General features: G+C 68.6%; 22 protein-coding genes. 10 read left to right on the forward strand and 12 right to left on the reverse strand.

Going from position 1 to position 26,412, the window contains the following annotated elements; all coding sequences use genetic code 11:
- On the forward strand, nucleotides 1-1,104 hold a 1,104-nt coding region (locus VB080_RS13970), incomplete at its 5' end, for an HNH endonuclease signature motif containing protein (RefSeq protein ID WP_323419066.1).
- Between the two features lie 297 nt (nucleotides 1,105-1,401).
- On the opposite strand, the gene VB080_RS13975 is transcribed toward VB080_RS13970, so the two are convergent.
- Nucleotides 1,402-2,424 (reverse strand): ANTAR domain-containing protein, encoded by a 1,023-nt coding sequence (locus VB080_RS13975; RefSeq protein ID WP_323419067.1) that lies wholly within the window; start codon nucleotides 2,422-2,424, stop codon nucleotides 1,402-1,404.
- A 155-nt stretch (nucleotides 2,425-2,579) separates the two neighbouring features.
- Between VB080_RS13975 and ctaD the strand changes: the two genes are divergently transcribed.
- Together ctaD and VB080_RS13985 are read left to right on the forward strand one after the other, a co-directional pair.
- Complete coding sequence (ctaD, locus tag VB080_RS13980) at nucleotides 2,580-4,247, forward strand: cytochrome c oxidase subunit I (RefSeq protein ID WP_416339644.1); 1,668 nt, start codon at nucleotides 2,580-2,582, stop codon at nucleotides 4,245-4,247.
- On the forward strand, nucleotides 4,244-4,639 hold the full coding sequence (locus VB080_RS13985; RefSeq protein WP_323419069.1) for a cytochrome c oxidase subunit 4: 396 nt from the start codon (nucleotides 4,244-4,246) through the stop codon (nucleotides 4,637-4,639). Before ctaD ends, VB080_RS13985 begins: the two co-directional genes overlap by 4 nt.
- 170 nt (nucleotides 4,640-4,809) lie before the next feature.
- Here VB080_RS13985 and VB080_RS13990 read toward each other — a convergent pair whose 3' ends face one another.
- The 6 genes from VB080_RS13990 to VB080_RS14015 form a co-directional block, all read right to left on the reverse strand.
- On the reverse strand, nucleotides 4,810-7,647 hold the full coding sequence (locus VB080_RS13990; protein ID WP_323419070.1) for a leucine-rich repeat domain-containing protein: 2,838 nt from the start codon (nucleotides 7,645-7,647) through the stop codon (nucleotides 4,810-4,812).
- A 149-nt stretch (nucleotides 7,648-7,796) separates the two neighbouring features.
- Nucleotides 7,797-9,242: a GuaB1 family IMP dehydrogenase-related protein gene (locus VB080_RS13995; RefSeq protein ID WP_323419071.1), complete on the reverse strand. Its 1,446-nt coding sequence runs from the start codon at nucleotides 9,240-9,242 to the stop codon at nucleotides 7,797-7,799.
- Nucleotides 9,243-9,428: 186 nt separating this feature from the next.
- A complete protein-coding gene (locus VB080_RS14000) occupies nucleotides 9,429-11,168 on the reverse strand; it encodes a ubiquinol-cytochrome c reductase cytochrome b subunit (protein ID WP_323419072.1) in 1,740 nt (579 codons plus the stop codon).
- Nucleotides 11,168-12,208 carry a ubiquinol-cytochrome c reductase iron-sulfur subunit gene (locus VB080_RS14005; RefSeq protein WP_323419073.1) on the reverse strand — a complete coding sequence of 347 codons (1,041 nt, stop codon included), beginning with the start codon at nucleotides 12,206-12,208 and terminating at the stop codon, nucleotides 11,168-11,170. Before VB080_RS14005 ends, VB080_RS14000 begins: the two co-directional genes overlap by 1 nt.
- Nucleotides 12,205-12,987, reverse strand: coding sequence for a c-type cytochrome (locus tag VB080_RS14010; protein ID WP_323419074.1), 783 nt, complete (start codon nucleotides 12,985-12,987; stop codon nucleotides 12,205-12,207). The genes VB080_RS14005 and VB080_RS14010 overlap by 4 nt, the downstream gene beginning before the upstream one ends.
- Before the next feature lie 47 nt (nucleotides 12,988-13,034).
- A complete protein-coding gene (locus VB080_RS14015; protein ID WP_416339645.1) occupies nucleotides 13,035-13,622 on the reverse strand; it encodes a cytochrome c oxidase subunit 3 in 588 nt (195 codons plus the stop codon).
- 520 nt (nucleotides 13,623-14,142) lie between these two features.
- Between VB080_RS14015 and VB080_RS14020 the strand changes: the two genes are divergently transcribed.
- Complete coding sequence (locus tag VB080_RS14020) at nucleotides 14,143-14,553, forward strand: response regulator (RefSeq protein WP_323419076.1); 411 nt, start codon at nucleotides 14,143-14,145, stop codon at nucleotides 14,551-14,553.
- Nucleotides 14,554-14,621: 68 nt separating this feature from the next.
- Complete coding sequence (trpD, locus tag VB080_RS14025; RefSeq protein ID WP_323419087.1) at nucleotides 14,622-15,662, forward strand: anthranilate phosphoribosyltransferase; 1,041 nt, start codon at nucleotides 14,622-14,624, stop codon at nucleotides 15,660-15,662.
- A 128-nt stretch (nucleotides 15,663-15,790) separates the two neighbouring features.
- Here the strand turns inward: trpD and VB080_RS14030 are convergent, their stop codons facing one another.
- From VB080_RS14030 to VB080_RS14040, 3 genes are all read right to left on the reverse strand, one after another.
- Nucleotides 15,791-16,447, reverse strand: coding sequence for a prepilin peptidase (locus VB080_RS14030; protein ID WP_323419077.1), 657 nt, complete (start codon nucleotides 16,445-16,447; stop codon nucleotides 15,791-15,793).
- 15 nt (nucleotides 16,448-16,462) lie between these two features.
- Entirely contained in the window at nucleotides 16,463-16,936 is a 474-nt protein-coding gene (locus tag VB080_RS14035) for a hypothetical protein (protein ID WP_323419078.1), read from the reverse strand.
- A gap of 288 nt (nucleotides 16,937-17,224) precedes the next feature.
- The gene (locus tag VB080_RS14040; protein ID WP_323419079.1) at nucleotides 17,225-18,457 is read right to left on the reverse strand and encodes a hypothetical protein; all 1,233 of its coding nucleotides are present in this window, start codon (nucleotides 18,455-18,457) and stop codon (nucleotides 17,225-17,227) included.
- Nucleotides 18,458-18,581: 124 nt separating this feature from the next.
- On the opposite strand from VB080_RS14040, the gene VB080_RS14045 reads away from it, so the two are divergent.
- Complete coding sequence (locus VB080_RS14045) at nucleotides 18,582-19,109, forward strand: peptidylprolyl isomerase (protein WP_323419080.1); 528 nt, start codon at nucleotides 18,582-18,584, stop codon at nucleotides 19,107-19,109.
- Between the two features lie 120 nt (nucleotides 19,110-19,229).
- Here VB080_RS14045 and VB080_RS14050 read toward each other — a convergent pair whose 3' ends face one another.
- Both VB080_RS14050 and VB080_RS14055 read right to left on the reverse strand, forming a co-directional pair.
- Entirely contained in the window at nucleotides 19,230-19,508 is a 279-nt protein-coding gene (locus VB080_RS14050; protein ID WP_323419081.1) for an Lrp/AsnC ligand binding domain-containing protein, read from the reverse strand.
- Between the two features lie 87 nt (nucleotides 19,509-19,595).
- Nucleotides 19,596-21,353, reverse strand: a complete 1,758-nt coding sequence (locus tag VB080_RS14055) for a DEDD exonuclease domain-containing protein (protein WP_323419082.1) — start codon at nucleotides 21,351-21,353, stop codon at nucleotides 19,596-19,598.
- Between the two features lie 268 nt (nucleotides 21,354-21,621).
- On the opposite strand from VB080_RS14055, the gene VB080_RS14060 reads away from it, so the two are divergent.
- The 4 genes from VB080_RS14060 (at nucleotide 21,622) to VB080_RS14075 (ending at nucleotide 26,285) form a co-directional block, all read left to right on the forward strand.
- On the forward strand, nucleotides 21,622-22,686 hold the full coding sequence (locus tag VB080_RS14060) for a substrate-binding domain-containing protein (protein ID WP_323419083.1): 1,065 nt from the start codon (nucleotides 21,622-21,624) through the stop codon (nucleotides 22,684-22,686).
- Nucleotides 22,687-22,789: 103 nt separating this feature from the next.
- Nucleotides 22,790-24,295 (forward strand): sugar ABC transporter ATP-binding protein, encoded by a 1,506-nt coding sequence (locus tag VB080_RS14065; protein ID WP_323419084.1) that lies wholly within the window; start codon nucleotides 22,790-22,792, stop codon nucleotides 24,293-24,295.
- Nucleotides 24,292-25,293, forward strand: coding sequence for an ABC transporter permease (locus VB080_RS14070; protein ID WP_323419085.1), 1,002 nt, complete (start codon nucleotides 24,292-24,294; stop codon nucleotides 25,291-25,293). Before VB080_RS14065 ends, VB080_RS14070 begins: the two co-directional genes overlap by 4 nt.
- Entirely contained in the window at nucleotides 25,290-26,285 is a 996-nt protein-coding gene (locus tag VB080_RS14075) for an ABC transporter permease (RefSeq protein ID WP_323419086.1), read from the forward strand. The genes VB080_RS14070 and VB080_RS14075 overlap by 4 nt, the downstream gene beginning before the upstream one ends.
- Nucleotides 26,286-26,412: the final 127 nt, after the last annotated feature.

Raw genomic sequence — 26,412 nt, forward strand, 5'->3', positions numbered from 1 at the left:
GCACGGGTGATCGCCGACGAGGCCTGGGCCGGCGCGGGGATTCGGTCGGTGGAACACTTCCTCGAGGTCAAGACCGGGCTGGATCGCGGCACCGTCCGCAAGATCGTGAAACTCGCCCGCCGGGCCGACGAACTTCCCGAGGCGTTGGCGCTACTCCACCAGGGGCGGCTCACCCTCGACCAGGCGGCAGTCCTCGCCGATCACGCTCCGGCCTCACACTCGGCCGACGTCACCCGGTTCGCCGAGCAGGCCACCGTCACCCAGCTGCGCCGCGGGCTGATCAACTGGTTCCCCGAAGACCGGCGGCCCACTCCCGCCGTCGACCCCGACGAGCCCGCTTCCCTGCACCTGAGCAGCTACGGCGGCCGGTTCACGCTGAAATTCACCACCGGCGATCTGGTGGCGGGCGAACTGCTTGAGCAGGCGATTCGCGAGGCGAAGGATGCACTGTTCACCGCAGGCTCGCAAGACGCCACCCTCGCCGACGGGCTGGTCGAGGTCGCCTCCCGCTCGCTGGCAGCCATCGGTACACCGTCACGGCGCGCGCGGTATCGCGTACTGGTGCACCTGGACACCGATGCCCGGGCGTGGCTGCACAAGAAGGGCGCGCTCCCGTCTCATCTGGCCGAGCAGTACACCTGTGACGGCACGGTCGTGCCGGTCTGGCACACCAATGGTCACACAGTGGCCGTCGGTCGCAGCCAGCGGATCATTCCCGACCGCGTGCGCGTCCTGATCGAGGACCGCGACAAGGGCTGCCGCTACCCCGGTTGCCACACCACCGGCTTCCTGGAGGACCACCACCTGCGCCACTGGCGTGACGGTGGGGCGACCGACCCGTCCAATTTGGTGAGCCTGTGCAACTACCACCACGCCGAGCACCACAGGGGTGGCTTCACCATCGAGGGCGACCCCGAGCGGGTCGACGGCCTGGTCTTCCGTAGCCAGTACGGCCAGGCTCTCACTCCGGCCCGGGCACAACCGCCGCCTCCGCCCCCAACTCCCCCACCGGGTTGGCGTGGCCCCACTGGAGAACCCCTCCACACTCGCTGGCTCGACTTCCGGCCCAACCCCTCGGAGCCTCAGGCGGCACCTGCCGCTTGAGTGGTGTGCACCACCCGGCGGTGGATGGTTCTGGCCTGCCCCAATGCGCTGGGCTCAGTCGCCATCATCCTCGGATCACCGCGGCCGGGACGCCGGCCACCGCGCGCCCGCACGACACGCTGTCCGCGTTGCGCGCCGGAATGTCGCAGCGATCGCCGTGGACACCTCTCAAATGCGTATTGAACCCGCGTCGATCCGGTGTCACCCTGATGGTCTCAGAGCGGTTCAACCAGGTGCCGATTCCGATCCGTCTACGGAATGGAGCGCGCCATGGCACACGGAACCGTACCCTCGATCTCAGAGTTCGTCCGCCTCCAGGCTGGCTGCGATCACCCGGTGTGCTACCTCCCGCAGTTTCAGGTTGCGGTTCTGGCTGGCGGCCTTCAACCGCCCGAAGGCCTGCCCCGGCGTGAGCCGGTACCGGCCGATCAGGATACCGACCGCCTGACCGATCAACCGGTGGCTGTCCACCGCCCGTTCCAGGTCGGCCTCACGGTCGGCGGCGTACTCGGCAGTCAGGATCCGGTCCACCGCCAGCGCGAAGGCCTGCGCCAGCAGGTCGGCAACGATCAGTTCGTCGGGTCCAATCCGGCGTGGCCGATCGAACTGCACCCAGGCCCGGCATTCGGCGCCGGTGCTGTGCGGCGCGAGCAGGATGCCCGGACGCAGGCTGACCACGTCCGCACCGGGCGAGCTGTCCAATCCCTCACGCACCGACGCCTCGAGACCTTCCACCGGCACGGATCCGCCACCGGCGAAGATCATCTGCCTGCCCACCACCTCGAGCCGCACGGTCGCGTCGCCGTCGAACAGCAGGCTGAAGCCGTGCTCGGCCACCGCCAGGACGGTCTCGAGGTCGTTCGCGGAGCCAAAGTCCGCGCTCACCTCGGCGGCCGCCGACCGCCGCTGCTGCGCTGCCTTTTCCCGACCGATAGGACGGAAGGTCCGCACCGCTGTGGACAACCCGCTGTCCTGGCGGTCGATCCGGCCACTCGCCGACCACACCCAGACCGGTTGACGATCCCGGCTGTAGAGCCGGTACTCCCCCGCGATCTCGATACCCCGTCGGGACTGCTCCACGGCGTGCCGTGCGGCAGCACGCGCTTCCGGATCCTCCTCGTCGCTGGGCCACCAGGGGTACGGCGGGACAAACGGGCCCTCGTCCAGGCTGTAGCCGAACAGGTCGGTGAACGCCTGGTTCAACTCCAGCACCAAGCCGTCTTCGTTCAGGACCATGACACCGTCCTGGATCGCCGCCAGTACCGCCCTGCGCCAGGCCACGTCGGTGTTTCGCTGATGGTCAGCATCGTGCGATGGCATCCGGGTCTCCTCGTTGCGCCGAGTTCGCCGTCGAGGCGGCAGCCAGCGGCCTGGCGGCATTTTCCCACCGAAACCCGCCCCGGGCGAGCGGGGCCACTAAGGCAGGAGGAGACATCATGAGTACCGCACGCGTGGCTGTCGACCGGTCGCTCCCGATGGCGGAACGCCGCCGCTGGGGAACACGGGCGATGACCCTGCTCACCACCACCGATCACAAGGTGATCGGCAAGCTGTACATGGTCACCGCGCTGGGCTTCTTCGCCTTCGGCGGCGTTCTGGCGCTGCTGATGCGGGCAGAACTGGCCTTCCCCGGGATGCAGTTGATCGACTACCAGACCTACAACCAGCTGTTCACCATGCACGGCACGATCATGCTGCTGATGTTCGCCACCCCGATGTTCGCCGGTTTTGCCAATGCGATCATGCCACTGCAGATCGGTGCCCCCGATGTCGCCTTCCCGCGGTTGAACGCCTTCAGCTACTGGCTGTACCTGTTCGGCTCGCTCACCGCCTGCTCGGGCTTCCTCACCAGGGATGGGGCGGCCAGCTTCGGCTGGTTCGGCTATGCGCCGCTCTCGGACGCGATCAACACTCCCGGTCTCGGCGGAGACCTGTGGGCGATGGGCCTCTACGTGATGGGCGTGTCCACCATCCTGGGCGCGGTGAACTTCATCACCACGATCCTGACCATGCGGGCACCCGGCATGACGATGTTCCGGAGGCCGATCTTCACCTGGAACATCCTGGTCACCTCGATCATGATCCTGCTCGCCTTCCCGGTGCTGGCGGCAGGCCTGCTCGTCCTCGAAGCCCAACGCTCGCTGGGGACGCACATCCTGGATCCCGCCACCGGTGGTGCGATCCTGTGGCAACACCTGTTCTGGTTCTTCGGCCATCCCGAGGTGTACATCATCGCGCTGCCGTTCTTCGGAATCATCACCGAAGTGCTGCCAGTATTCAGCCGCAAACCGGTGTTCGGCTATGTCGGCCTGGTCGTGGCGACCCTCGCGATCGGTTTGCTGTCGATGTCGGTGTGGGCACACCACATGTTCGCCACCGGTGTGGTCAATCTGCCGTTCTTCAGCTTCATGAGTTACATGATCGCGGTGCCAACCGGAGTGAAGTTCTTCAACTGGATCGGCACCATGTGGGGCGGCTCGATCAGCTTCGACGCTCCCCTGGTCTGGGCGATCGGCTTCCTGACCACCTTCCTGTTCGGCGGGCTCACCGGAGTGATCCTGGCTTCGCCACCGCTCGACTTCCAGGTCACCGACTCCTACTTCGTGGTGGCACACTTCCACTACGTCCTGTTCGGCACCGTGGTGTTCGCGATGTTCGCCGGCTTCTACTACTGGTGGCCCAAACTCACCGGACGGATGCTGAACGACCGCGTTGGCAAGCTGCACTTCTGGCTGACCTTCGTCGGCTTCCACCTCACTTTCCTGGTGCAGCACTGGCTGGGGGTGGAGGGCATGCCGCGGCGGATCGCCGACTACCGCGAGTCCGACGGCTGGACCTTCCTCAACCAGGTCTCCACGGTCGGGGCCTTCCTGCTGGGTATCTCGATGCTGCCGTTCCTGTGGAACGTGTGGACCAGCCGCAACGCCCCCAAGGTCGAGGTCAACGATCCCTGGGGCTGGGGACGCTCCCTGGAGTGGGCGACCTCGTGCCCGCCGCCGCGGTTCAACTTCACTGAACTGCCGCGGATCCGTTCGGAGTCGCCAGCCTTCGACCTCAACCATCCCGACGCCGACGACCCGGACCACCCGGGGAGGGCCTACCTCGCCCCCACGGCAGCCACGAAGGCGGAGGTTGAGCAGTGAGGATCGAAGCTCGCATCTTCGGCGTCATCGGCCTCTTTCTGCTGGTGGTGGCACCGACCTACTGGCTGATGTCGCACGAGATCATCGGGACGGTCGTCCTGCTGCTGGGGCTGGCCTTCGCCGGCATGCTGACCGTCTACCTGGTGATCCAGGCCCGCAAGATGGACCTGCGCGCCGAGGATCGCAAGGACGCCGAGATCATCGAGGGCGTCGGCGAGTTGGGGTTCTTCCCGCCGAAGAGCCTGTGGCCGTTCTGGTGCGCCCTGGTGGTGACGATCATCGCGCTCGGCCCGGTCTTCGGTTGGTGGCTCTGTCTACTGGGCGCGGCCGTCGGCATCTGGGCGGTCTCCGGCTGGTGCTACGAGTACTACAAGGGTGACTACCAGCACTGAGTTCCACGTCGGCGACGGCCGCGGTCAGCTGACGGGACCGTTCGGCATCCGAGCGACGTCCCCTGCGCCGGGAGCAGCCACCTGGTCGGCACGTCGCATGCCATCGCCGCGGACGATCCCGCACGCTGCTGGACCGAGCACCCACCGCCCAGTTCGCGGGGTGGCGCGCGCTACCGCCCGATCACCACGCCCGGCGTGGTCCGTCGAACGGTTGTATAGCCCTTCCGGGCGCCAGTGATTCGGACGGTCAGGGTGTGCCCGGCCTCGGCCGTCGGCACCTGGTAGGTCTTGGAGGTGGCCTTCTCGATCGCCTTGCCGTCCCGGTACCACTGGTAGGTGAACGTGATCCGGTTTGGCTGCCACACCCCGTGGTGGCCGCTCAGCGTCTGGCCCACCGCCGGCGTGCCGCCGATCGACACCGTGGCCGGAATGATCCTGCCCCTTGCGATCTTGCCGGTCTTCGCCGAGGTCTTCGCCACAGTGGTGTAACCCGACGTGCTGGCTGTGACGCGGACGCTGAACCGGTCGTTCAGATCGCTGGCTTTGAGGGTGTAGCTGGCCTTGGTGGCGCCCTTGATCTTCTTCCCGTTGCGGTACCACTGGTACGTCAGCTTCGCTTCCGGGGTCCAGTCGACTGTTGCGGTGAGTTTCTGGCCGACCGCGCGGCTGCCGATGATCGTTGGTTTCGCGGACGCGGCGAATTTCGCCTTGGCCGGCGTGACTGTGGCCGAGTACTTGCTCACAATCAAGTCCCCCGACGTACTCTGGTAGCCGGTCTTGCTCCCACGTACCCGGACCCGCAGCTTGTGTCCGGCGTCCGCTGCGGTGACCCGATAGGTCGTGGCCGTAGCCCCAGGGATGTTCTTCCTGTCCCGCTGCCACCGGTAGGTCAGCGTGACTCCGGCGTCCCAGGTTCCCGGCTTCGCGGTCAGGATGCTGCCGGCCTTGAGCTTGCCCTGGTAGGTCAGCTTCGGGGTTGGTGTCTTCTTGAGCGTGCGATACGGGACATTGTCGGTGTAGTTGGAGTCGACGACGGAGTCGGCATAGCCCTTGCGGTGCGCCGTCACCTGCACCCACAGGGAGGAGCCGGCGTCAGCGGCGATCGGGGTGTAGCTGACAGCGTTGGCGCCGCTGATCGGCGAGGCGTCGCGGAACCAGCGGTAGGTGATCGAACTCGGGGTCGGCGACCACTTCGGTGCCTTGACGAAGGTGATCGGCTTGCCGATCCGTGGGTTGGCCCAGGGGATGGTCGGCTTGGCGGTGACCTTGAAGGGTTCGCCCTCGGTCACCGACTGCTGGAGAGTCACCGAGATCGGGCTGTTGACCGCGGTCTTGCCGCTCCAGAAGCTGTTCTGATGGAAGCCCGGCGAATCGTAGGTGAGCGTGCCCGCTGCATAGTCGACGGACGAGTGCGGCGCGAGGGTGAGTGGCTTGCCGTGGTGGTCCAGCAGCCGCGCCGGGTACGGAACGGCCTGCTTGGCATCGGGGAGCACGACGAGTTGGTCGGTGGCGAGGAGGGTTCCCGTCCAGCCAGCGAGCGGCGAGAAGTCCGCGATCTGGTTGCCACGCACATCCAGTTCCGCCTCGTCGGGCACCTCGGAGAGTGGTGACAGGTCACGCACCAGGTTGCCGGCCAGTTTCAACCGGGTGAGCCGGGTTGTGCCGCGAAGGGCATCCAAGGTGCTTACCTGACCACGAGCTGTGACGTCGAGCAACTCCAGGTTCTTCAGCGAACCCGACGGGCCAAGGGTGGTGACCGGGTTCCAGGTGGCGGACAGCGAGGTCAGGGTACTCAGGCCGGCGAGCGGGGAGAGGTCGGTGACCTCGTTGAAGTCGAGGTTGACCTTCTCCAGGCTGGTGAGGGTGCGCAGAGCCGGGACCTTGGTGAGTTGGTTGTTGCTCAGATCCAGCTGCTGCAGGTTGGTGAGGGTGCGCAGGGGCGAGACATCCGCGATCTTGTTGCCGCTCAGGTCGAGCGAGCGTAGCGCGGTCAGCTTGCCGAGGGGCGCGAGGTCGGTGATGTCGTTGGCTCTCAGTTCCAGCTCGGTCAGCGTGGTGCAGCCTGCCAGCTCTGCCAGGTCTTTCTGGCCGGCAAAGCTGAGAGTGAGCTTCGCCAACTGAGGCGCCCGGCACACCGGCGCCAGGCTGGCCGGGCGCTGCTGGCCGAGAATGAGGGTGCGCAGACTGGTCAGCGACGCCACAGCGGTGAGGTCAGCGCCGATCGGCAGCGAGAGATAGAGGCTTGAGAAGCCCATGGAGCTGATCGCTGAGATGTCGGTGAGCGTGCCCCCTGCGATGCCCCCGTCGGTGGCGGTAATTGCTTCCAACCCGTCCAGGGACCTCAGTTCGGCACCGCTGGCACTGAAATGTTCAAGATGTTTGGTCCGGGGTGCGGTGGGGAAGGTCGTGCCGGTAGCGACCAGCGAGAGCGAGAGCGTCTCCGGAAGCTCCGCGAGGACGCTGACATCGGCATCAGGTCCGACCGACAGCGAGAGCGTCGTCAGCTTGGGCATGTCCAGCACGGGGGTGAGGTCAGCCGTCGGCGCGACGCGCAGTTTCAAGGTGCTGATCGCCGGCAGGGAGCGGACGAAGTCGATATCGGTGCGGGAAGGTTCGTACAGCTGCAACCAGAACAGGTGTGGCAGGTGTGCCAGCGGGCTGAGGTCGAGCGAGCCGGAGGACTGCACCCCGATCCGGTTCAGCCCGGGCAGCTTTTCGAGCACGTCGAGCTTCTTCACGTCGCTGTCCAGCAGCAGGATGTTCTTGAGGTCGGTCAGCGCGTCCAGGCCGGTCAGGTCGCGGACAACTCCGTCCTTGGCGTCGCACCAGACGGTGTCCACCTTGGCGGGACCAGGGCTCCCCGGAAGTGCCAGAATCCTGCTCACACAGGATCTCAGGGCGGCGTCGGGGAACCCGTCCAGGACGCCCGCGGCTTGAGCCGGATAGAGGTTCGCAGAAAGCAGCGCGGCGGTCAGTGCCCCGCCCACGATGCCACGCCAGCGCTTCATTGTCAGCCATCTCCTGCACCGCGGCGAGGCGGCGCCATCGACCCACCCTGTCGCAGGCCAGCATCGCACAGCGTCCGCTGGAAACCAACGATCGCGGAGTTGGGCCCGTTGGACGGAGTGGTCCGTCCCGAAAGTCAGGGGGCGTTGACCTACCAGCTGGTGGGCAGCGGGCGGCCCTCGTCGTAGCCGGAGCGGGACTGCACGCCCACGATCGCCAGGTTGGCGAACTCGGTCAGGGTGCGGGCGCCGGCGTAGGTGAACGAGCTGCGCACCCCGGAGGTGATGAAGTCGAGTAGGTCCTCGACGCCGGGACGCGCCGGGTCGAGGTACATCTTCGAGCTCGAGATGCCCTCCTCGAACAGCGCCGCCCGCGCCCGGTCGAAGGCCGACTGGGTGCGCGTCCGGGCCCGGACGGCGCGCGCCGAGGCCATCCCGAAGGACTCCTTGTACGCCCGGCCCTGGGAGTCGAACATCAGCGCACCGGTGGACTCGTGGGTACCCGCGAACCAGGAACCGATCATCACCGCTCCGGCGCCCGCGGCCAGCGCGAGAGCCACGTCGCGCGGGTGCCGGACGCCGCCGTCCGCCCAGACCGCCTTGCCGGCCTGGCGGGCCTCCTCGGCGCACTCCAGCACTGCGGAGAACTGCGGCCGTCCGACACCGGTCTGCATCCGGGTGGTGCACATCGCGCCCGGTCCGACACCGACCTTGATCACGTCGGCACCGGCCTCGATCAGGTCGGAGGTGCCGTCGGGGGTGACCACATTGCCGGCGACGATCGGGACGTCGTAGCCCTCGGACGTCATGACCGCCCGGCAGCGGCCGACGGCGTCGATCATCCGTTCCTGGTGGCCGTGGGCGGTGTCCATCACCAGCACATCGGCGCCGGCGGCCAGCAGCCCGGCCGCCCGCGCCTCGACGTCCCCGGAGATGCCCACGGCAGCACCGATCCGCAGTCTGCCCTCGCTGTCCAGGGACGGGGTGTAGAGCGCCGCGCGCAGGGCGCCCTTGACGGTCATCACGCCGACCAGCAGGCCGTCGTCGTCCACTGCCAGCGCCACCTTGTGGCGGCGCGCGGTGAGCAGGTCGAAGACCTCGGTGGGGCGGGTGTCGGGGGCGACCAGGGTGAGTTCGGTGCTCATCGCCTCGTGCACCTGGGCGAACCGGTCCAACCCTTCGGCGTCTGCCGCCGACATGATGCCGACCGGCTTGCCGTCCTCCACCGCGACCACCAGGCCGTGAGCGCGCTTGGGCAGCAGCCCGAGCGCATCGCCGATCGGGTCGCCGGGCTTCACCACGACGGGAGAGTCGAAGACGCTGTGTGCGGCTTTCACCCGGGCGATGGTGTTGGCCACGATCGGGGTCGGGAGGTCCTGCGGGATGATCGCGATCGCTCCCCGGCGGGCGACAGTCTCGGCCATCCGGCGTCCCGAGATGGCGGTCATGTTCGCCACCACGATCGGCAGCGGCAGTGCCAGGCCGTCGGTGGAGGTCAGGTCGACGTCGAGCCGGGAGGTGACCGAGGAGCGTCGCGGCGCCATGAAGACGTCGTCGTAGGTCAGGTCATAGCTGGGCTTGGGTGTCAGGAAGCGCACCGCACAAGGGTAGCGGGAGTGCCCTGAGGCCCGAACTGCTGGCGTGCTGCATCCTGGGACCAGGAAGCGGGCCAGGATGGTTGCCGGTGCCCATGACGCACGCTGAAACCGTCCCCCAACCGGCGGCGGTTCTGGCTGTGACTCACGCTGGAGCCATCCCTGAGGTGAGTCACAACCTGGTGTGGCTCAGTGCTTGCCGGTGAGTTCGTCCTCGCCGGACGGAGCCTCCAGCTCGGCCTGGTCTCCGGCCTCCAGTTCGCCGCCGTGATGCCCTGCCTCGGCGATCTCCTCCGCGGTCGGCTTGTCGATCCGGCCACCCGCGTACCAGCGGGAGAGCCGGGCCCGCAGCGGGCTGACCTTGCCCTTGCCGCGCTTGAACCGCACGCCGCGAGCGTCCGCGGCGGGAGCGATCTCCAGCGCTTCCGGCTGGGCGTGCTGGGTGAGCGTGTAGGCCTCGGCCGTGCTGATCGGGGCGTGGCTCTCGTCGTAGCCGCCGTCCGGCTGCCGGACGATGACCCCCGACTCGCTGCCGTGCAGGACGCGCTCGGCGTCCCGGCGCTGCAGCGACAGGCAGATCCGCTTGGTGATGATGAAGGCGATCACCGGCAGCACGAAGACTGCCACCCGCATGAAGACCGTCACATCGTTCAGCGAGACCCCGAACTGGGTGGCGAGGATGTCGTTGCCGCCGGCCAGCCAGAGCAGGCCGTAGGCGGTCATCCCAGCCACGCCCACGCCGGTCCGGTTGGGGACATTGCGGGGACGGTCGAGGACGTGGTGCTCGGCGGTGTCGCCGGTGATCCACGCCTCGATGAACGGATAGAGCGCCAGGCCGGTGAACAGCAGGCCCATCAGCCCGACACCGGGCAGGAAGATGTTCCACGACCAGGTTGTGCCGAGCCAGTGGCTCTCCCAGTTCGGGAAGATGCGGACCGCACCTTCGACGAAGCCCATGTAGAAGTCGGGCTGGGAGCCGGCGGTCACCTGGGCCGGGTTGTACGGGCCGTACAACCACACCGGGTTGATCTGCATCAGCGCGCCCATCAGGATCGTGACGCCGAAGACGATGAAGAAGTAGCCGCCGGCCTTCGCCGCGTAGACCGGGAACAGCGGCTGCCCGACGACGTTCTTGTTGGTGCGCCCCGGACCGGGGAAGTGGGTGTGCTTGTGGTAGACCAGCAGCGCCATGTGGGCGCTGACCAGGGCCAGCAGCAGGCCGGGCACCAGCAGGATGTGCACCATGTACAGCCGCGGGATGATCAGCTCGCCGGGGAACTCGCCCCCGAAGACGAAGAATTCCGCCCAGGTGCCGATGATCGGGATCGAGCGGACCAGCCCGTCCACGAACCGCAGGCCGGTGCCGGACAGCAGGTCGTCCGGCAGGGAGTAGCCGGCGAAGCCCTCGATCAGGCCGATCGAGAACAACCCGACGCCGATCAGCCAGTTGAGCTCACGCGGCTTGCGGAAGGCGCCGGTGAAGAACACCCGCAGCATGTGCGCGGTCATCGAGGCCATGAAGAGCATCGCAGCCCAGTGGTGGATCTGCCGGATCAGCAGGCCGCCGCGGATGTCGAAGCTGATCGACAAGGTGGACGCGAAAGCCTCCGACATCGGGATGCCGCGCATCAGCTCGTAGCTGCCCTGGTAGTCGACCTCGGCCATCGACGGCTTGAACCAGATGGTCAGGAAGACGCCGGTGAGCAGCAGGATGATGAACGAGTAGAGCGCGATCTCGCCCAGCAGGAACGACCAGTGGTCGGGAAAGGCCTTGCGCAGCGCCTTGCGGGCGAAGCCGGAGACCGGGGCGCGGTCGTCAGCCCAGGCCACCGCACCCGCCGCGGCCCTGCCGCCGGCCGAGGTCGATTCGGCAGGCTCGGGAAGGTGTGCCTGTGGCACCTCGGGATCGAGCGAAGCTGGTTTGGCCATCAGCGATCACCGTCCTTGAAGTCCGCCGACGAGTCGCGCTCGAAGTAGCTCGGGCCGACCGGCACCGTGAAGTCACTCAGGGCGATCAGGTAGCCGTTGGCATCGGTGGTGATCGGCAGTTGCGGCAGTGAACGCGCTGCCGGACCGAAGACCACGACGCCGGAGTTGCCCAGGTCGAAGGTCGACTGGTGGCAGGGACACAGCAGGTGATGGGTCTGCTGCTCCCACAGGGTGATCGAGCAGCCGACGTGGGTGCAGATCTTGGAGTAGGCCAGGACACCGTCCACCTGCCAGTCCTTGCGGGACTCGGGGATCCGGATGCTGGCCGGATCCATCCGCACGACGATGATCGACGACTTCGCCTTCTCCCGGATGAAGTCTGCGCCGTGGTGGTCCCACAGGTTCAGCGGCTGGGCGTTGACCAGCTGTCCCACCTCGATGTCGGCGGCCTTCAGCGGCAGCTTGTTGACGTCGTTGACCAGCGGGATGCCCTCGGCCCACAGCGTCTTCTCGATGGTCCGGGCGCGGACGTCCCGGGTCGGCCACGGCCCCATGTCGGCCAGCAGCACCACGGCGGGCACCACCAGGATGCCGATCCCGCCGGCCAGGCCGCTGCCGATCAACGCCCGGCGGCTCAGTCCGGATTGTTCGGCACCGAGCTTCCAGGCCGCGGCCGCCTCCTGCCGGACCTCGGCTGCCGAGCCGCCCGGATGCCGCTCCTCGACGACCTCCTGGTCGCCCATGATGGTGCGCGCCCAGTGGATCAACGCGACCCCGATGAGCAGCACCGCCAGGCCGGCAGTCACGCCGAGCAGGGTGGAACTGGCCTTGAGGGTGTTGCCGAAGAAGCCGATCGTGGCGTCGGACGGGACAGCGAAGTAGATCACCACGAACGCGATGGCGAGCACCGGGACGGCGGCCAGCAGGCCGACCACCTGGGTGTACGCCCGGCGGCCGGCCCGCTCGTCGGTGTCGCTGAACCGCTCCTGGTGTTCTTCGAGCCCCGGGTCGGGGATCGGGTGCTGCAGGTCAAGACTCATTTGCGCGCCGCCTTCGTCGTGATCCAGATCGCGAACAGCACCAGGCTGCCGATGCCGGCCACCCAGGCCCAGAAGCCTTCCGACACCGGCCCGAGGGCGCCCAGGGTGAGGCCGCCGGAGGGCTGGGCGTGCAGCGCGTCCAGGTAGCCGATCATGGCCCTGACGTCCTCGTCGGGGATTGCCCCGGCGCCGAAGACCGGCATTTCACCGGGGCCGGTTCGCATCGCCTCGTAGATCTCGATCGGTGTCGCCCCCGTCAGCGGCGGGGCCACCTTGCCGTTGGACAGGGCACCGCCGGAGCCCTGGAAGTTGTGGCAGGCCGAGCAGTTGGTGCGGAACAGGTCGCCGCCTGTGGCGAGCTGCTCGGCGCTCAGCCCGCTCGGGTCGTACTGGGCTTGGTCGGGGATCGCCGGGCCGTCGCCGAGGCTGGCGACGTAGGCGGCCAGGGCCGCGGTCTCCTCCTCGGTGAAGACATTCTCCTTGCGCGGAGCCTGGGCATAGGGGTTGCCCATCGGCATCCGTCCGGTACGAACCTGGAAGTCGACCGCAGCCGCGCCGACATTGGTCAGTGCCGGGATGCCCTGGGACGGCGTCCCCTCCCCGTTCAGGCCGTGGCAGGAGGCGCACGAGACGGCGAACAGTGCCTTGCCGGCGGCCACCTGCTCTGCCTGCGTGGTGTCGTCGGCGACGGACGACGGCGCCACCGCGGCGTAGATCCCGCCGACGGCGAGCAGAGCGAGCACCACCAGCAGCGGCCGTGCCGCCTTGTGGCGTCTCATCGGTGTCCTGGGCATGTGGACTGTCCCCTCCAACTTCTTGTGACGCCTCAGCGCAGCAGGTAGAGCACTCCGAACAGCACGACCCAGATCGCGTCCACGAAGTGCCAGTAGTACGAGGTCACGATGGCATGGACCGCCTGTTCGTGCGTGAACCGGCGGGCAAGGAAGGTCCGGCCGAGCATCAGCAGAAATGCCACCAGGCCGCCGATCACGTGCAGGCCGTGGAAACCGGTCGCCAGGAAGAATGCCGAGGTGTAGGCGTTGGTGCTCGGCAGGAAGCCCTCGCTGATCAGGTTGGTGTACTCGTAGGCCTGACCGCCGATGAAGATCGCGCCCATCACGAAGGTGAGGGTGTACCACTCGCGCAGCCCCCACCGGGCGGGGTTGAGCAGCGATCCGGTGCGCGACACGATGCCGTTCTCGGCGGCATGCACGCCCAACTGGCAGGTGACCGAACTCAACACCAGGATCAGGGTGTTGATCGTCGCGAACCACGGGTACGACATCCCGAACCAGTCGTTGTCAAGGTGGGATGCCCCCCACTGCCACATCGGCGTGGTGTTCGACTCCGCAGCTGCGGCGTTGGTGATCTCGCGCAGCGAGAAGTAGGCAGCGAACAGTGCGGCGAAGAACATCAGTTCGCTCGCGAGCCACACGATGGTGCCGACCGCGACGGCGTCCGGACGTCCCTTCACGCCGTGGAGCCGCGAGGGAGCAAGGGGCTGGACCGCGCCGCTGGGCGCCAGCGCCGAGGCGCCGGCGGTAGGAGTGGTTGCCATTGGGCCAGTATGGCCCGTCGGGACCCCTTTGGTCATCACCATTCCGCTGGTGGAAGCCGATTGGGACGTGGCAATAATGACCACATGGGGATTTTCGCCCCGCCCCGAGCGGTGTGTCGTCGGCATGCTGTGGGTGAAGTTCCGTCCTCGGAGGAAGCGCCACAGCTTGTGCTGGGGGCGGGGGCAGCGTGGTGGCTTCGGTCGCATGCTGTGGGTGGAGTTCCGTCCTCGGACGAAGCTCCACAGTTTGTGCTGGGGGCGATGGCGCCGAGCGCACAGCCGGGAGCCCTCTGCCTGGGCGGCCGCTGCGAACCTCCCGGAACGGTTACGATGACCTGGTGCCGAAAGGCCTCGGTGACGACGACGAGGAAGACCGATGAGCGACCAGACCACAGCCAAAGTCCTGCTGTACTCCGATGACCGGACGGTGCGCGAACAGGTGCGGCTGACCCTGGGCAGCAGGCTCGCCGACGACCTGCCCGAGATCGAGGTGATCGAGGTGGCCACCCAGCCAGTGGTGCTGCAGGTGATGGACGCCGGCGGCATCGATCTGGTCATCCTGGACGGCGAGGCCGTCCCGGCCGGCGGCTTCGGGCTGGCTCACCAGTTGAAGGACGAGATCGCCGACTGCCCGCCGGTGCTGCTGCTGGTGGCCCGGGTGGCCGACGCCTGGCTGGCCACTTGGTCGCGGGCCGAGGGGGTCAGCTCCTACCCGGTCGACCCGGTGCGGTTGCCGGCGCTCGCCACCGACCTGTTGCGGGCTCGGCTGGCTGTGAAGGCCGAGTAGTGAGCGGGACGGACGCCAAGGAGCCGGACGGGGCGGCCGACGCGAACACCGTGACGGCCGGCGGTGCGGTGCACAGCTGGCCGGAGGTGCTGACCGGGCTGATCGCCGGCCGTGACCTGACCGCCGATGCCGCCGCCTGGGCGATGAACCAGATCCTGGCCGGTGAGTCCACGCCGGTGCAGATCGCCGGGTTCGCCGTGGCGCTACGCGCCAAGGGCGAGACTGCCGAGGAACTCGGCGGCCTGGCCCGCGCCATGCTCGATCGCGCCACGCCGATCTCGTTGCCGGTCGAGGCAGTCGATGTCGTCGGCTCGGGCGGTGACCGGGCCAACACCGTGAACATCTCGACCATGGCCGCCATGGTGGCTGCCGCCGCCGGTGTGCCGGTGGTGAAGCACGGCAACCGCGCCGCCTCCTCGGCATGTGGCACCGCCGACTGCCTGGAGGCGCTCGGCGTGGCACTGAACGTGCCGCCGGACAAGCAGGCAGTGGTGCTCGGCGAGGTCGGGATCGCCTTCCTGTTCGCCCCGCTCTACCACCCGTCCCTGCGGTTCGCCGGTACCGCCCGCAAGGAGCTGGGCGTACAGACCACCTTCAACTTCCTCGGCCCGCTGGCCAACCCGGCCCGGCCGGTCGCGCAGGCCGTCGGGGTGGCCAATATCGCGCTCGCCCCGAAGGTGGCGGGGGTGATCGCCGCTCGGGGTCACCGCGGGTTCGTCTTCCACGGCGGGGACGGCCTGGACGAGTTGACGACCACCACCGCCTCGACACTGTGGGTTGTGGCCGGCCGGCAGGTGACCCAGACCTCCCTCGACCCGCTCGACCTGGGGCTGGAGCGCTCCCGTCCCGAGCAGTTGGTCGGCGGGGACCCGGCGCACAACGCGGCAGTCGTGCGCGAGGTGTTCGCCGGAGCCACCGGGCCGATCCGCGACATCGTGCTGCTGAACGCTGCGGCTGCCTCGCTCGCCTTCGCCGGCGTCGACCCGGCCGCCTCGGTGGCGTCGCAGTTGGAACCCCACCTGGCGAAGGTCGCCGAGGTGCTGGACTCCGGAGCCGCTACCGCCCTGCTCGACAGGTGGGTGACCCTCAGCCAAGCGCTGGCGGGTTAGAAGCAGCCGCTGCGCGTGGCCCTGTGCTGGCGGGCACTTGGTCTGCGGTGCGGCAGCCTTGCCGGGCTCGGCCGGCGAGCACTTGGTCTGCGGTGCGGCAGCCTTGCCGGGCTCGGCCGGCGGGGCGCTCAGAGGAACAGCTGCAGGATCAGCGCCGCGTAGGGCCCGATCACCAGCGCTGGGCCGTAGGGGAAGGCACCGTCGGAGCCCCGGCGGATGCGGGTGACCAGGCCCCACACCACCCCGGCCAGGCCACCCAGCACGAGCGACCAGGTGGCGAACTCGAGTGAGGTGGTGCCGGCCGCTGCGGCGACGATCGCCGCCAGCCGGACATCGCCGAAACCGATCCCACCGCCGATCAGCCAGAACAGGTGGAAGAGCGTCCACGCCCCCGCCCCGCAGAGCAGCGCCACGACCAGGACCACCGGGTCGGCCTTGAGCCAGGCCGAGATTCCGGCGGCCACGACCACCAGGGCCGCCAGCGCGCCGGTAAGCCGCAACGGCAGGAAGCCGGTGTGGGCGTCCACCACCGCCAGCAGCACACCGACGGTGCCCAGGGCGACCCACGGCGGCCATGTGACCACCGGGGCGAGAACCAGCGAACCGCCCAGCGCGAGCAGGGCGGCGACCAGCACCGTGAGGAACAGTCGCGGCGAGATCAGCTCGGCGTAGGGACGGGCGGCAGGCTCGTCGCGAGGTGGCGGCAGGACGCGCAAAATCGCGGCGCTGACCGACGCGATGGCGAGCGCGAGCACCACGGCCAGCCCCAGCGCCACCCACACCATGGCCGAAGCGTAACCTCAGGCGGCGCGGCCGGTGCAGCGGCCCGCGGCAACCACGGCACGTTCGTGGGCCAGTTGGGCTGCCTCGACCCGCAGTGCCAGCAGTTCGCTGCAGTACAGCGCCCGGCCGAGCCCGCCCAGGACAGACGGCGTGGTGTGGCACCAGCGGGCGAGCAGCTCCGGCGTCCACCCCTGGGCAAGCAATTGGCGAACCCGCTCCGCGGTCGGCGCCGCCACCACCTGGTTGCCCGCCAGGCTGCGGAGCCGGGTCTCGTCCAGGCTGATCAGGCGGCAGGCCACCTGACGGGCGATCCGCCGCACCGGCCGACCCCTGCGTCCAGCTATCAGGCTCCGGACCGCTGCCGGCGAGACTCCGGCAGCGAGCGCCAGTACGCTCCAGGCCAGTCCGCTCTGGTCATGCAGCCGGTGCAGGTGGGCGCGGAACGGGGCGGCGAGCACCCAGGCGTCGTTGTCGAGGTTGAAGACTGTCATGGCTCCTCCGGGACGTCGTATGCCCCAGAAAGCCATCGGGGCCGCCGGTTTGTGACAGCCGGCCCCGGATTGCTCAGGTCAGTGTGCCGGCCCGCGGGCCACCGTGAGCTGAGGAAGGAGGTTCTGGTTCGGCGGAACCGTGCCCACCGAGCCGATGACTCACCTCGGCGTGTCAGCCCTTCGGGCCACCGTGGAGTTGCCAGCCCTTCGGGCACCGCGGAGGAAGGAAAGGGCTCTGGTTCGACGGAACCGTCCCGTCGAACCAGAGCCCGTCAGCAGGTGGGAACCTCAGCGTTGGGCCTGGGTGAAGCCGGCCGCCTCGGCATGCTCGACGGTGTCGAACCACACATCGGCGTTGGCGCGCTCGTAGCCGCTGCTATCGGGCGTCCGGAACTTCTTGGTGCGCCCGTTGGCCTTGATCGTGAACCCCTCGGGAGCCTGTGGGCCGACGAACGAGCCCGCTCCGTAGGGGCTATCGGCTAAAGGGGAGGCATCATCCCCGTCGGTGAGATCCCTGGCCTTGTCGGCGACGTCGTCCACGATCTCGGCTGCCTTGCCGGCAGCCTCCGTCGCCTTCTTCTGCACCTGGTCGGCGATGTCCCCTGCTACGTCCTGGACCTCTTCTGCTGTGTCTTTGGCCTGGTCAGCGACCTCTCCTGCCTTGTCGGCGACCTTGTCGGCGACGTCGGCCGCCTTGTCTTTGGCCTTGTCGGCGACGTCGGCTGCCTTGTCCTGCGCCGTTTCAGCGAGATCCGCGGCCTGCTCCGCTGCCTCCTCGGCCTTCTCCTGGACGGTCTCGGCCAACTCCTCGGCGTTCTCCTCGATGTCGTCGATCACGTCCGCCACCGGGTCGGCCACGTAGGCGTCCGAGGGGGAGTGGGCATGCCAGCCCGTGCTGGGCGGGGCCAGCAGCTTGCGGACGACGGTCACCACACCCGCCAGCAGGGCGCCGGCCAGCACGACCCGGCCCAGGACGCCGGGCCAGCTGCGCTTCGGCTTGCTGGCTTTGCCCAGCTCCTTCGACATCGCGGCGGTGGCCAGTGCCAGTTGGGCGGCAGCCTCGGCGGCGAGTGGCTGGCTGGCCACCTCCTTCAGGGCGGAGGCGACCTTCGGCAGCACATCGTCCTGCACCTTGCCGCGAGCCTCCTCCACGATCGGCGGGATGCGCTCAAGTACGTCGTCGATCGCGGGACGGACCGCTCCCACGGCCGTGTCGACGGCCGGCGGCACCGCATGCAGGGCGGTGTCGATCGCGGGCTGCACCCGGTTGTACGCGTCGGAGGCGAACCGCGCGCTGCGGATACTGGCGTCCCGCAGCGCCGGCCGTACCTTGCCGTAGGCGTCGGAGGCGACCTGGCTGGACACCTTGCGGGCCTGATCGGTGAGCGGGCCGAGGTAGTCGCCGGCCTGATCGATCAGTGGGGCGAGCTTCTCGGCGGCCTCGATGAACGCCTCGGACGCCTTGCGGGCTGCTACCGCGGTGGACTCCTCGACGGTGTTGATCAGCTTCTTGCGGGCCATACTTCCTCCGGTTTCCGATTCCACGACGGATGTACTCGCTGGTGTTCCCACCGTACTCGGCCGATGGAGACCGGGACAGTGAATCTGTCAGGATGGGAGGGACTCGGAACGAAAGGACGCCCCCGTGGCTCAAACCGCAACCCTGCACACCAACCGTGGCGACATCGTGATCACGCTGTTTCCCGACCACGCACCCGCGACCGTGGCGAACTTCGTCGGGCTGGCGACCGGCACCAAGCCGTACCGCGACGTCCAGACCGGTGAGGAGAAGACCGGCAACTTCTACGACGGGGTGATCTTCCACCGGGTGATCGACGGGTTCATGATCCAGGGCGGGGACCCGCTCGGGGTGGGCACGGGCGGCCCTGGCTACCAGTTCGACGACGAGATCCATCCCGACCTGGTGTTCAACCGGCCCTACCTGCTGGCGATGGCGAACGCGGGCATCCAACTGGGACGGGGCACCAACGGCTCGCAGTTCTTCATCACCGTCGTCCCCACCCCACACCTGAACCGCAAGCACACCATCTTCGGCGAGGTGGCCGACGAGGCCTCGAAGAAGGTGGTCGACGCGATCGCCACTACCCCGACCGACCGCCGTGACCGTCCGCTGGAGCAGGTGGTGATCAACGCGGTGACCGTCACGGATTGACCGTTCTCCGGCACGGTGTGGCCAGCGACCCGAGGACGGGCCCTGGGTCACACCGTGCGGCGTCAGCGACGCGCACGCGTCGGGGGTGAAGCCCACCTGGCGACCATCGCTGGCTCGGGTTCAGTCGGCGCCGAGCGAGAACGCCGCCTCCAGATCGTGGGTCGAGTAGGCCCGGAAGGCGACGTGGGTCTCGGTCTCGATCACGCCGGGCACCTTGTTGAGCCGGTCGCTCACCACCGTGGCCACCTCGTCGATCGAGCGCACCCGCACCAGCGCGATCAGGTCGACGGTGCCGGTGACCGAGTAGACCTCGGATACTCCCGGGAGGTCGGCGATCTGCTGGGCCACTTCGGGGATGCGGGCAGTCTCGGCGTTGACGAACACAATCGCGGTGATCATGACTGCATCGTAAGGGTGCGACAGGGAAACAGCCGGTGGGAGTGGCGGTTTCTGGGCGGGATGGCTGCCAGGGACAGGGAGACGCCGCTAGTAGGTCCTCACGTCGGCGGCCGCCTGGTCGAGGTCGCCCAGCGCATAGCTCGGCAGCCGGTCCTCGGGGATGGACGCGTGCAGCGGCCAGCTCCAGTCGCCGTCCACCTCGATCAGCCGGACGCCGGGCAGTTCCAGCCAGGCGGCAATCCGCTCGGTCTCCTCGATGGTGGCCGCCGGTGCCGGGGCCGGGGCGGGCAGCACGGTCTCGGCGGCCAGCACCGCGGCCCGGGCGACCGCCTGCGGTGACTCACCGGGATGCGCGAGGGCGGCGGCTGCCAGCCGTCCGTACCGGACGACGTGTACCTCCCAGGCCGGCGATGATCCGGAGCTGTCGATCCGGCGTGCGGCTACCAGCTGCCGGCAGCCCGCCAGGCTGGCCAGCCGGTGATGTCTGCGGGCGGCCGCCAGGTAGGTCTGGAGCCGGGCGGCGAGCTGTCCCGCCTCCTCGAACCGCTGCTGCGCGACCAGACTGCGCAGCCGCGGCCGGATGGCCTCCAGCACCGGACGGACGTCGCTGGTGAGCGCCTCGCGCACGTGTTCGACCAGCGCGGCGTACTCGTCCCGGCCGACGCTGAACTGGCAGGGGGCGCAGCAGCGCCCCAGTTCGGCCAGCGCGCAGGCCGGGGAGGGCGCTCTGGCTGACAGCCGGGCGGTGCACTGCCGGATCGGGTAGGCGTCGTGCAGTGCGGCGACGATCTGTTCGGCGGCGGACCGGCGACTGAACGGCCCGAAGTAGGTGGCCCGGTCGCTGCCGACCGCCCTGACAATCGACAACCGGGGGAAGGGCTCCTCGGTGACCTTCACCCAGTGCTGGCGCTCGGGGAACTTCGAGCGCCGGTTGTAGCGTGGCGCGTGGGCGGCGATCAGCCGCAACTCCAGTACCTCCGCCTCGAGTTCGGTGCGGCAGACGGTGGTCTCGACGCCGGTGGCGATCCGGACCATCTCGTCGATCCGGGGACGGGTCTCGGCGGCGGTGAAGTAGCTGCGCACCCGCTGCCGCAGACTGCGGCTCTTGCCGACGTAGAGCACCTGGCGTCGTGGTGTGCCGGTGGAATCCGGCAGATCGGCGACGAACTGGTAGATGCCCGGGGCGGACGGCAGCCCCTCGGCCAGCCGGCGTTTCGCACGGCGCTCAGGCGACACCCGGTGGGTGCAGTCGGCCAGGTCGGCCAGGGTGCCGACCCCGAGGTTGCCCACCCGCTCCAGCAAGTAGTGCAGCACGTCGACGGTCACCCTGGCGTCACAGAGCGCCCGGTGATTCGCCTCGTGGCTGGAGCGGACCAGCCGGGCCAGGGTGCCGAGCTTCACATTCGGCACCTCGTCGCGCAGCAGCACGCTGCGCGCCAGGGCGACGGTGTCGACCACCTGGTTGCCCGGCCAGGGATAGCCGTGGGCGGCACAGGCCCGTTTCAGGAAGCCGATGTCGAAGCCCGCATTGTGCGCCACCAGGACGGCGTCGCCGGCGAACTCCAGCCAGCTGGGCAGCACCTCGGCGAGCTTCGGGGCGTCGGCGACCATCGTGTCGGTGATCCCGGTCAGGACCGAGATCAGAGCCGGGATGTGCCCGTTCGGGTTGACCAGGGTCTGGAACTCGGCCAGCACCTCGCCGCCGCGCACCTTCACCGCACCGAACTCGGTGATCGTGTCCTCCCCGGTGCTCCCGGTGGTCTCCAGATCGACCACAACGAAGGTGACCTCCGGCAGCGCGGGGCTGAGCTCGTCGAAGCTCGGCTGCATGGCGGTGGTCGTCATGGTGCTGACCCTAGGCGGACCCGCTGACAGTTACTGATCGCCGCCCCGTCCCGGTCGATCGCGCGGTGCGCCCGGGCTGGACAGCGACCCCCGTCCGAGGCCCCCTCACCATCACAGTTGCGTAACCGTCGTTGACAGCACGTGAGTGGACAACGAACAATAACCCGTATAGACGACTACGCAGAGTTGAATAGTCGTCATGGAACAATTGGGTCAACGGGTGGGGCTGTGCGGCCCCCCGTGACTCCGCAACAAAGGAGAGAACGCAATGAGGCGTAGCGCGAGGCTCATGGTGGGAGCCGCAGCACTCGCAGGTGTGATGGGGCTGGCGGCGTGTGCCGGCGATCCGACGTCGGGCACCTCCGCGGATCCGGGTGGAAGTTCCACCCAGAAACCGGAGAACCTCGTCGTCGGGGTCTCGAACACCCTGGCGGGCAATGGCTGGCGCGAGACCATGATCTGCTCGGTGAAGGCCCAGGCACTGGCCTCCGGACAGGTCTCCAAGGTGATCGTGGTGTCGAAGAACGGTGGCCCGACCGAGCAGATCCAGGACCTGCAGAACCTGATCTCGCAGGGCGTGAACGTGATCATCGTGAACCCGTCCGACCCCGAGAAGCTGAACGATGTCATCAAGGAGGCCACCGACCGCGGCATCATCGTGGTGGCGGTGGACTCCAGTGTGACCGCCGAGAGCGCCTATGTGGTCACCAATGACCAGACCACGTGGGGTGAGCTTGGTGCACAGTGGATCGCCGACCAGATCGGCGGCAAGGGCAAGGTGCTCTACATGCGCGGCATCGAGGGTGTCGCCGCCGACACCGACCGTGACAAGGGCTTCACCTCGGTGATGACCAAGTACCCCGATATCACGTACAAGACGGTCTGGACGGGCTGGGACTACACCAAGGGCGGCGAGATCGCGACCCAGGAGTTCTCCGCCACCGATTACGACGCCGTCTGGACCACCGGCGCCGACTTCACCGTGGTGAACGCGATCGAGGGCACCGGCAAGAAGCTCGTCCCGGTCACCGGCCAGGACTCCAACGAGTTCCTGCACCAGTTGATCGAGGGCAAGCCCGGCGCGCTGGTCACCAACCCGGCCGTCATCGGTGGCGTCGGCATGACCGTCGCGCTGCAGGTCGCCAACGGGGAGAAGCCGGACAAGCTGACCATGCTCACCCCACAGGTCTGGGACCTGGAGAAGAACAAGGCCGAACTCGAGAAGTACTACAAGCCCGACCTGGACGGCACCACCTCGGTGGCGATCGACGTCCCGCCGTACACCACCTACACCCCGGACCAGCTCTGGGCGTGCAAGGGCCCCGGCGAGTAGTCGCAGCTTCTGGCCACCAGGCAGCGAACGTCGGACACTGCACAGGCGGCGTGCTCGGGCGACCGGGCGCGCCGCCTCTCACCGAGAGAATCCGGGTCAGGCAATGGAGCACATCGTCGCGGCACAGACCGAGCCGCTGCTGAGCGTCCGTGAGGTGGCGAAGACCTACGGCAGCGTCGTGGCGCTGCGGTCGGCCGACCTCACGGTACTGCCCCGGGAGTGCCACGCCCTGCTCGGGGCCAACGGCGCCGGCAAGTCGACGCTGGTGAAGATCCTCACCGGTGTCATCGGTCGCGACGCCGGCGAGATCCGGGTCGCCGGTCAGGCCAGCGCCCCGTCCTCACCGGTGGCGGCGTACGCGGTCGGGTTGGCGCCGGTCTTCCAGGACCCGGCCCTGGTACCCGACCTCACGCTGAAGCAGAACTTCACGCTGACCGGGACGAGCGTCGCCGGCGTCCAGGAACAGCTCGACCTGCTCGACCTCGGCGGGCTCGACCTGGACGAGTACGTCAAGGACATCCCGCTGCCCTTCCTGCGGATGCTCGACCTGGCCCGCGCGCTGTCGTATGCGCCCAAGCTGCTGGTCCTGGACGAGATCACCGCCGCTCTTCCACCCGACCTGGCCGAGAAGGTCTTCGCCGTGATCGCCCGGCAGAAGGCCGCCGGCGGCTCGGTGCTGTTCATCTCCCACCGGCTGGAGGAGGTGATCGAGCACTGCGACATGTGCACGGTGCTGCGGGACGGCCGCGCCGTCGACCAGTTCGTCCCCCGCGAGGGCGGGCAGGACCGGATCGTGCGGGCCATGCTCGGCGAGACCGCCGCGATCGTGAGGGACGAGGGACGCCGTGCAGCCCGTGAGCGCGGCGACGCCCGTCCCGGCATCGAGACCCGCTCGCTGGCGGTCGGCCGCCAGTTGGCCGATATCTCCTTCGCGGCCTACCCCGGCGAGGTGCTCGGGCTGGTGGCGCTGGAGGGCCAGGGCCAGGACCTGTTGTTCGACGTACTGTCCGGTGAACGCCGTCCCGACTCGGGCAGCCTGGTCGTGGCCGGTACGCCGCTCACTGCCCGCCACCCGGCGGACGCGATCCGGCGTGGCGTGGTGCTCGTCCCCGCCGACCGGATGCTGGCGCTGCTGCCGCAGCGCTCGATCCGGGAGAACATCGCGCACCCGCTGCACCGGCGGCTGAGCAGGTGGGGGCCGTTCTCCCGGGCGAAGGAGAACACGCTGGTGCAGTCGGCGATCGAGCGGCTGTCGATCGACACCCGGGCCCCTCAGGCCCGCAGCCTGTCGGGCGGCAACCAGCAGAAGCTGACCGTTGCCAAGTGGCTGGCGGCGGGCTTCTCCACGCTGCTGCTGTTCGACCCCACCCGGGGGATCGACATCGGAACCAAGCACCAGATCTACGACCTGGTCCGGCAGCTCGCCGACGACGGCAACACGGTGGTGATGTTCACCTCCGAACTGCGTGAGGTCGAGCTGGTCTGCGACCGGGTGATCGTGGTCTACCAGGGGCGGGTGGTCGCCGAGCTCGCTGTGGACGTGGGCGAGGAGGCCCTGCTCAACGCCATGCACGGCACCGTCAGCGCCAACGGAAGGAGCGACTCGTGACCGCCCCCACCGCGACCACCTCGCTACCCGGGAAGACCCCGCAGTTCGAGCGGCTCCGGCAGCGCCACGCCTGGAAGGTGGTCATCGTCGCGATCTTCGCCGCGATGGTGGTCTGGCGGGCCAGCCAGGTGCCGATGTTCGCCGGCTTCGAGATCCGGACGATCACCGCCGGAGCGCTGGCGGTCGCCCTGCTGGCGATGGCGCAGGGCGTGGTGGTGATCTCCGGCGGGATCAACATGGCAGTCGGCTCGCTGCTCGTCCTGGTCAACTGCATCGCCGCCAAGTACATGGAAGGCCAGGGCTTCGTCACCTGCCTGCTGATCGCGGTCGGCTGCCTGGTGGTCTCGGCGGCGCTGAGCGGGTTGATGGGCTGGATCATCAACGTCTCCCATGTGCCCGACATCGTGGTTACCCTGGCGCTGTCGTTCACCTTCACCGGTGCAGCCTGGCTGGTGATCCGTGGCCCCGGCGGCGGCGCCGATCCCACCTTCAAGAACATGCTGGTCGGCGGGTTCTCCGACCCGCTGCCCTCGATCATCGTGATGGTGGTCGTCCTGGCCGCGATCTGGTACCCGTTCTCCCGCTCCCGCTCCGGGCTGGCGATGTACGCCATGGGGTCCAGCAAGCAGACCGCCTTCCTGGCCGGGGTGGACGTCGCCAGCACCCGGGTGAAGGTCTACCTGCTGTCCGGGGTGTTCGCCGGGCTGGCCGGGCTGGTGACCACCGCCTACACCGGTGGCGGCGAGCCCCGGGCGAGCATCGGGCTGTCGGTGCTGATGAGCTCGGTGGCCGCGGCGGTGCTGGGCGGCATCTCGCTCTCCGGCGGTACCGGCGGGCTGTTCGGGCCGGTGATCGCGGCCATGGTGCTGGGCCTGATCCCGGCGATCCTGATGGGCATCGGGCTCGACCCGAACTACGCCGAGGTGGTCCGCGGCGTGATCATCATCATCGTTGTCATGATCGGCGGCATGCTGCAGATGCGGAGGCGAGCGACATGACCACCACCTTCGATCTGAAGGGCCCCGGCCGCCAGCGCCCGTTCGCCACCGCGATGGCCGAACGTCCGGTCATGGTGCTGCTCGGCGTGTTCGTGATCTTCTACCTGGTGGCGGCGATGTTCGACCACTCACTGCTGACCATCCAGGGAGCCCGCGGCATCCTGCTGCTGGCCTGTCCGCTGGCCATGTTCGCTGGGGCGCAGACGATCTGCATGCTGACCGGTGGCATCGACATGTCGGTGTCGATGATCGCCACCTTCGCCGCCTACATCGTGGTCGACCAGATGGGCGGCGGCGTGGTGTGGGCGCTGCTGGCAGGCCTGCTGGTCGGCGCCGGGATCGGCGCGGTCAACGGTATCGGGGTGGGGGTGTTCAAGGTCTCGGCCATGATCATGACCCTCGGCATGCAGTCGGTGCTGCTGGGTGTGATCACCGTCGGCGCGGGTGCGTCCGGCTTCCTGGACGGTTCGCGCGGCCTGCCCGACATCATCAAGACCCTGGGCACCGGCAGTGTCGGCCCGATCCCGGCCAACACCTTCCTGTTGATCGGGATGTCGGTGCTGCTGGTCTGGGGGCTGTCCCGCACCGGGCTGGGACGCAACCTCTACGCCGTCGGCGACAACCCGATCGCCTGCCGGCTGGCGGGCATCCGGGTCTGGCAGGTGCTGATCGCCACCTATGCGGTCGCCGGTGTGCTGGCAGCGATCGGCGGCATGCTGATCGCCGGGATGAACGGCTCGGTGGGCCCGGACATGGCCAACATCTACCTGCTGCCGTCGGTGGCGGCGGCAGTCGTCGGCGGGACCTCGGTGATGGGCGGCATCGGCGGCTTCGGCGGGACGGTGGTGGGCGCGCTGATCCTGACGGTGCTGAACCGGCTGCTGCTCACCTTCGACACCTCCGAGGCGATGCGGCAGTTCATCTACGGTCTGATCGTGCTGGGGCTTGCCTGGGTCTACTCCCGGCTGACCGGGGCGAAGGCGCGCAGCTGATCACCTGGAGTTGACGGGCATGACCTGGAGCTGATCGGCGTATCCCCGGTCTTGGGCCGGACGGTCACCCGGTGGTGTGCGCTTGGTCGGGATCCTGCACGAGGAGATTGCGGACTGGCGATCGGCG

Source organism: Propionicimonas sp., assembly GCF_034927565.1.
Taxonomy (GTDB): domain Bacteria; phylum Actinomycetota; class Actinomycetes; order Propionibacteriales; family Propionibacteriaceae; genus Propionicimonas.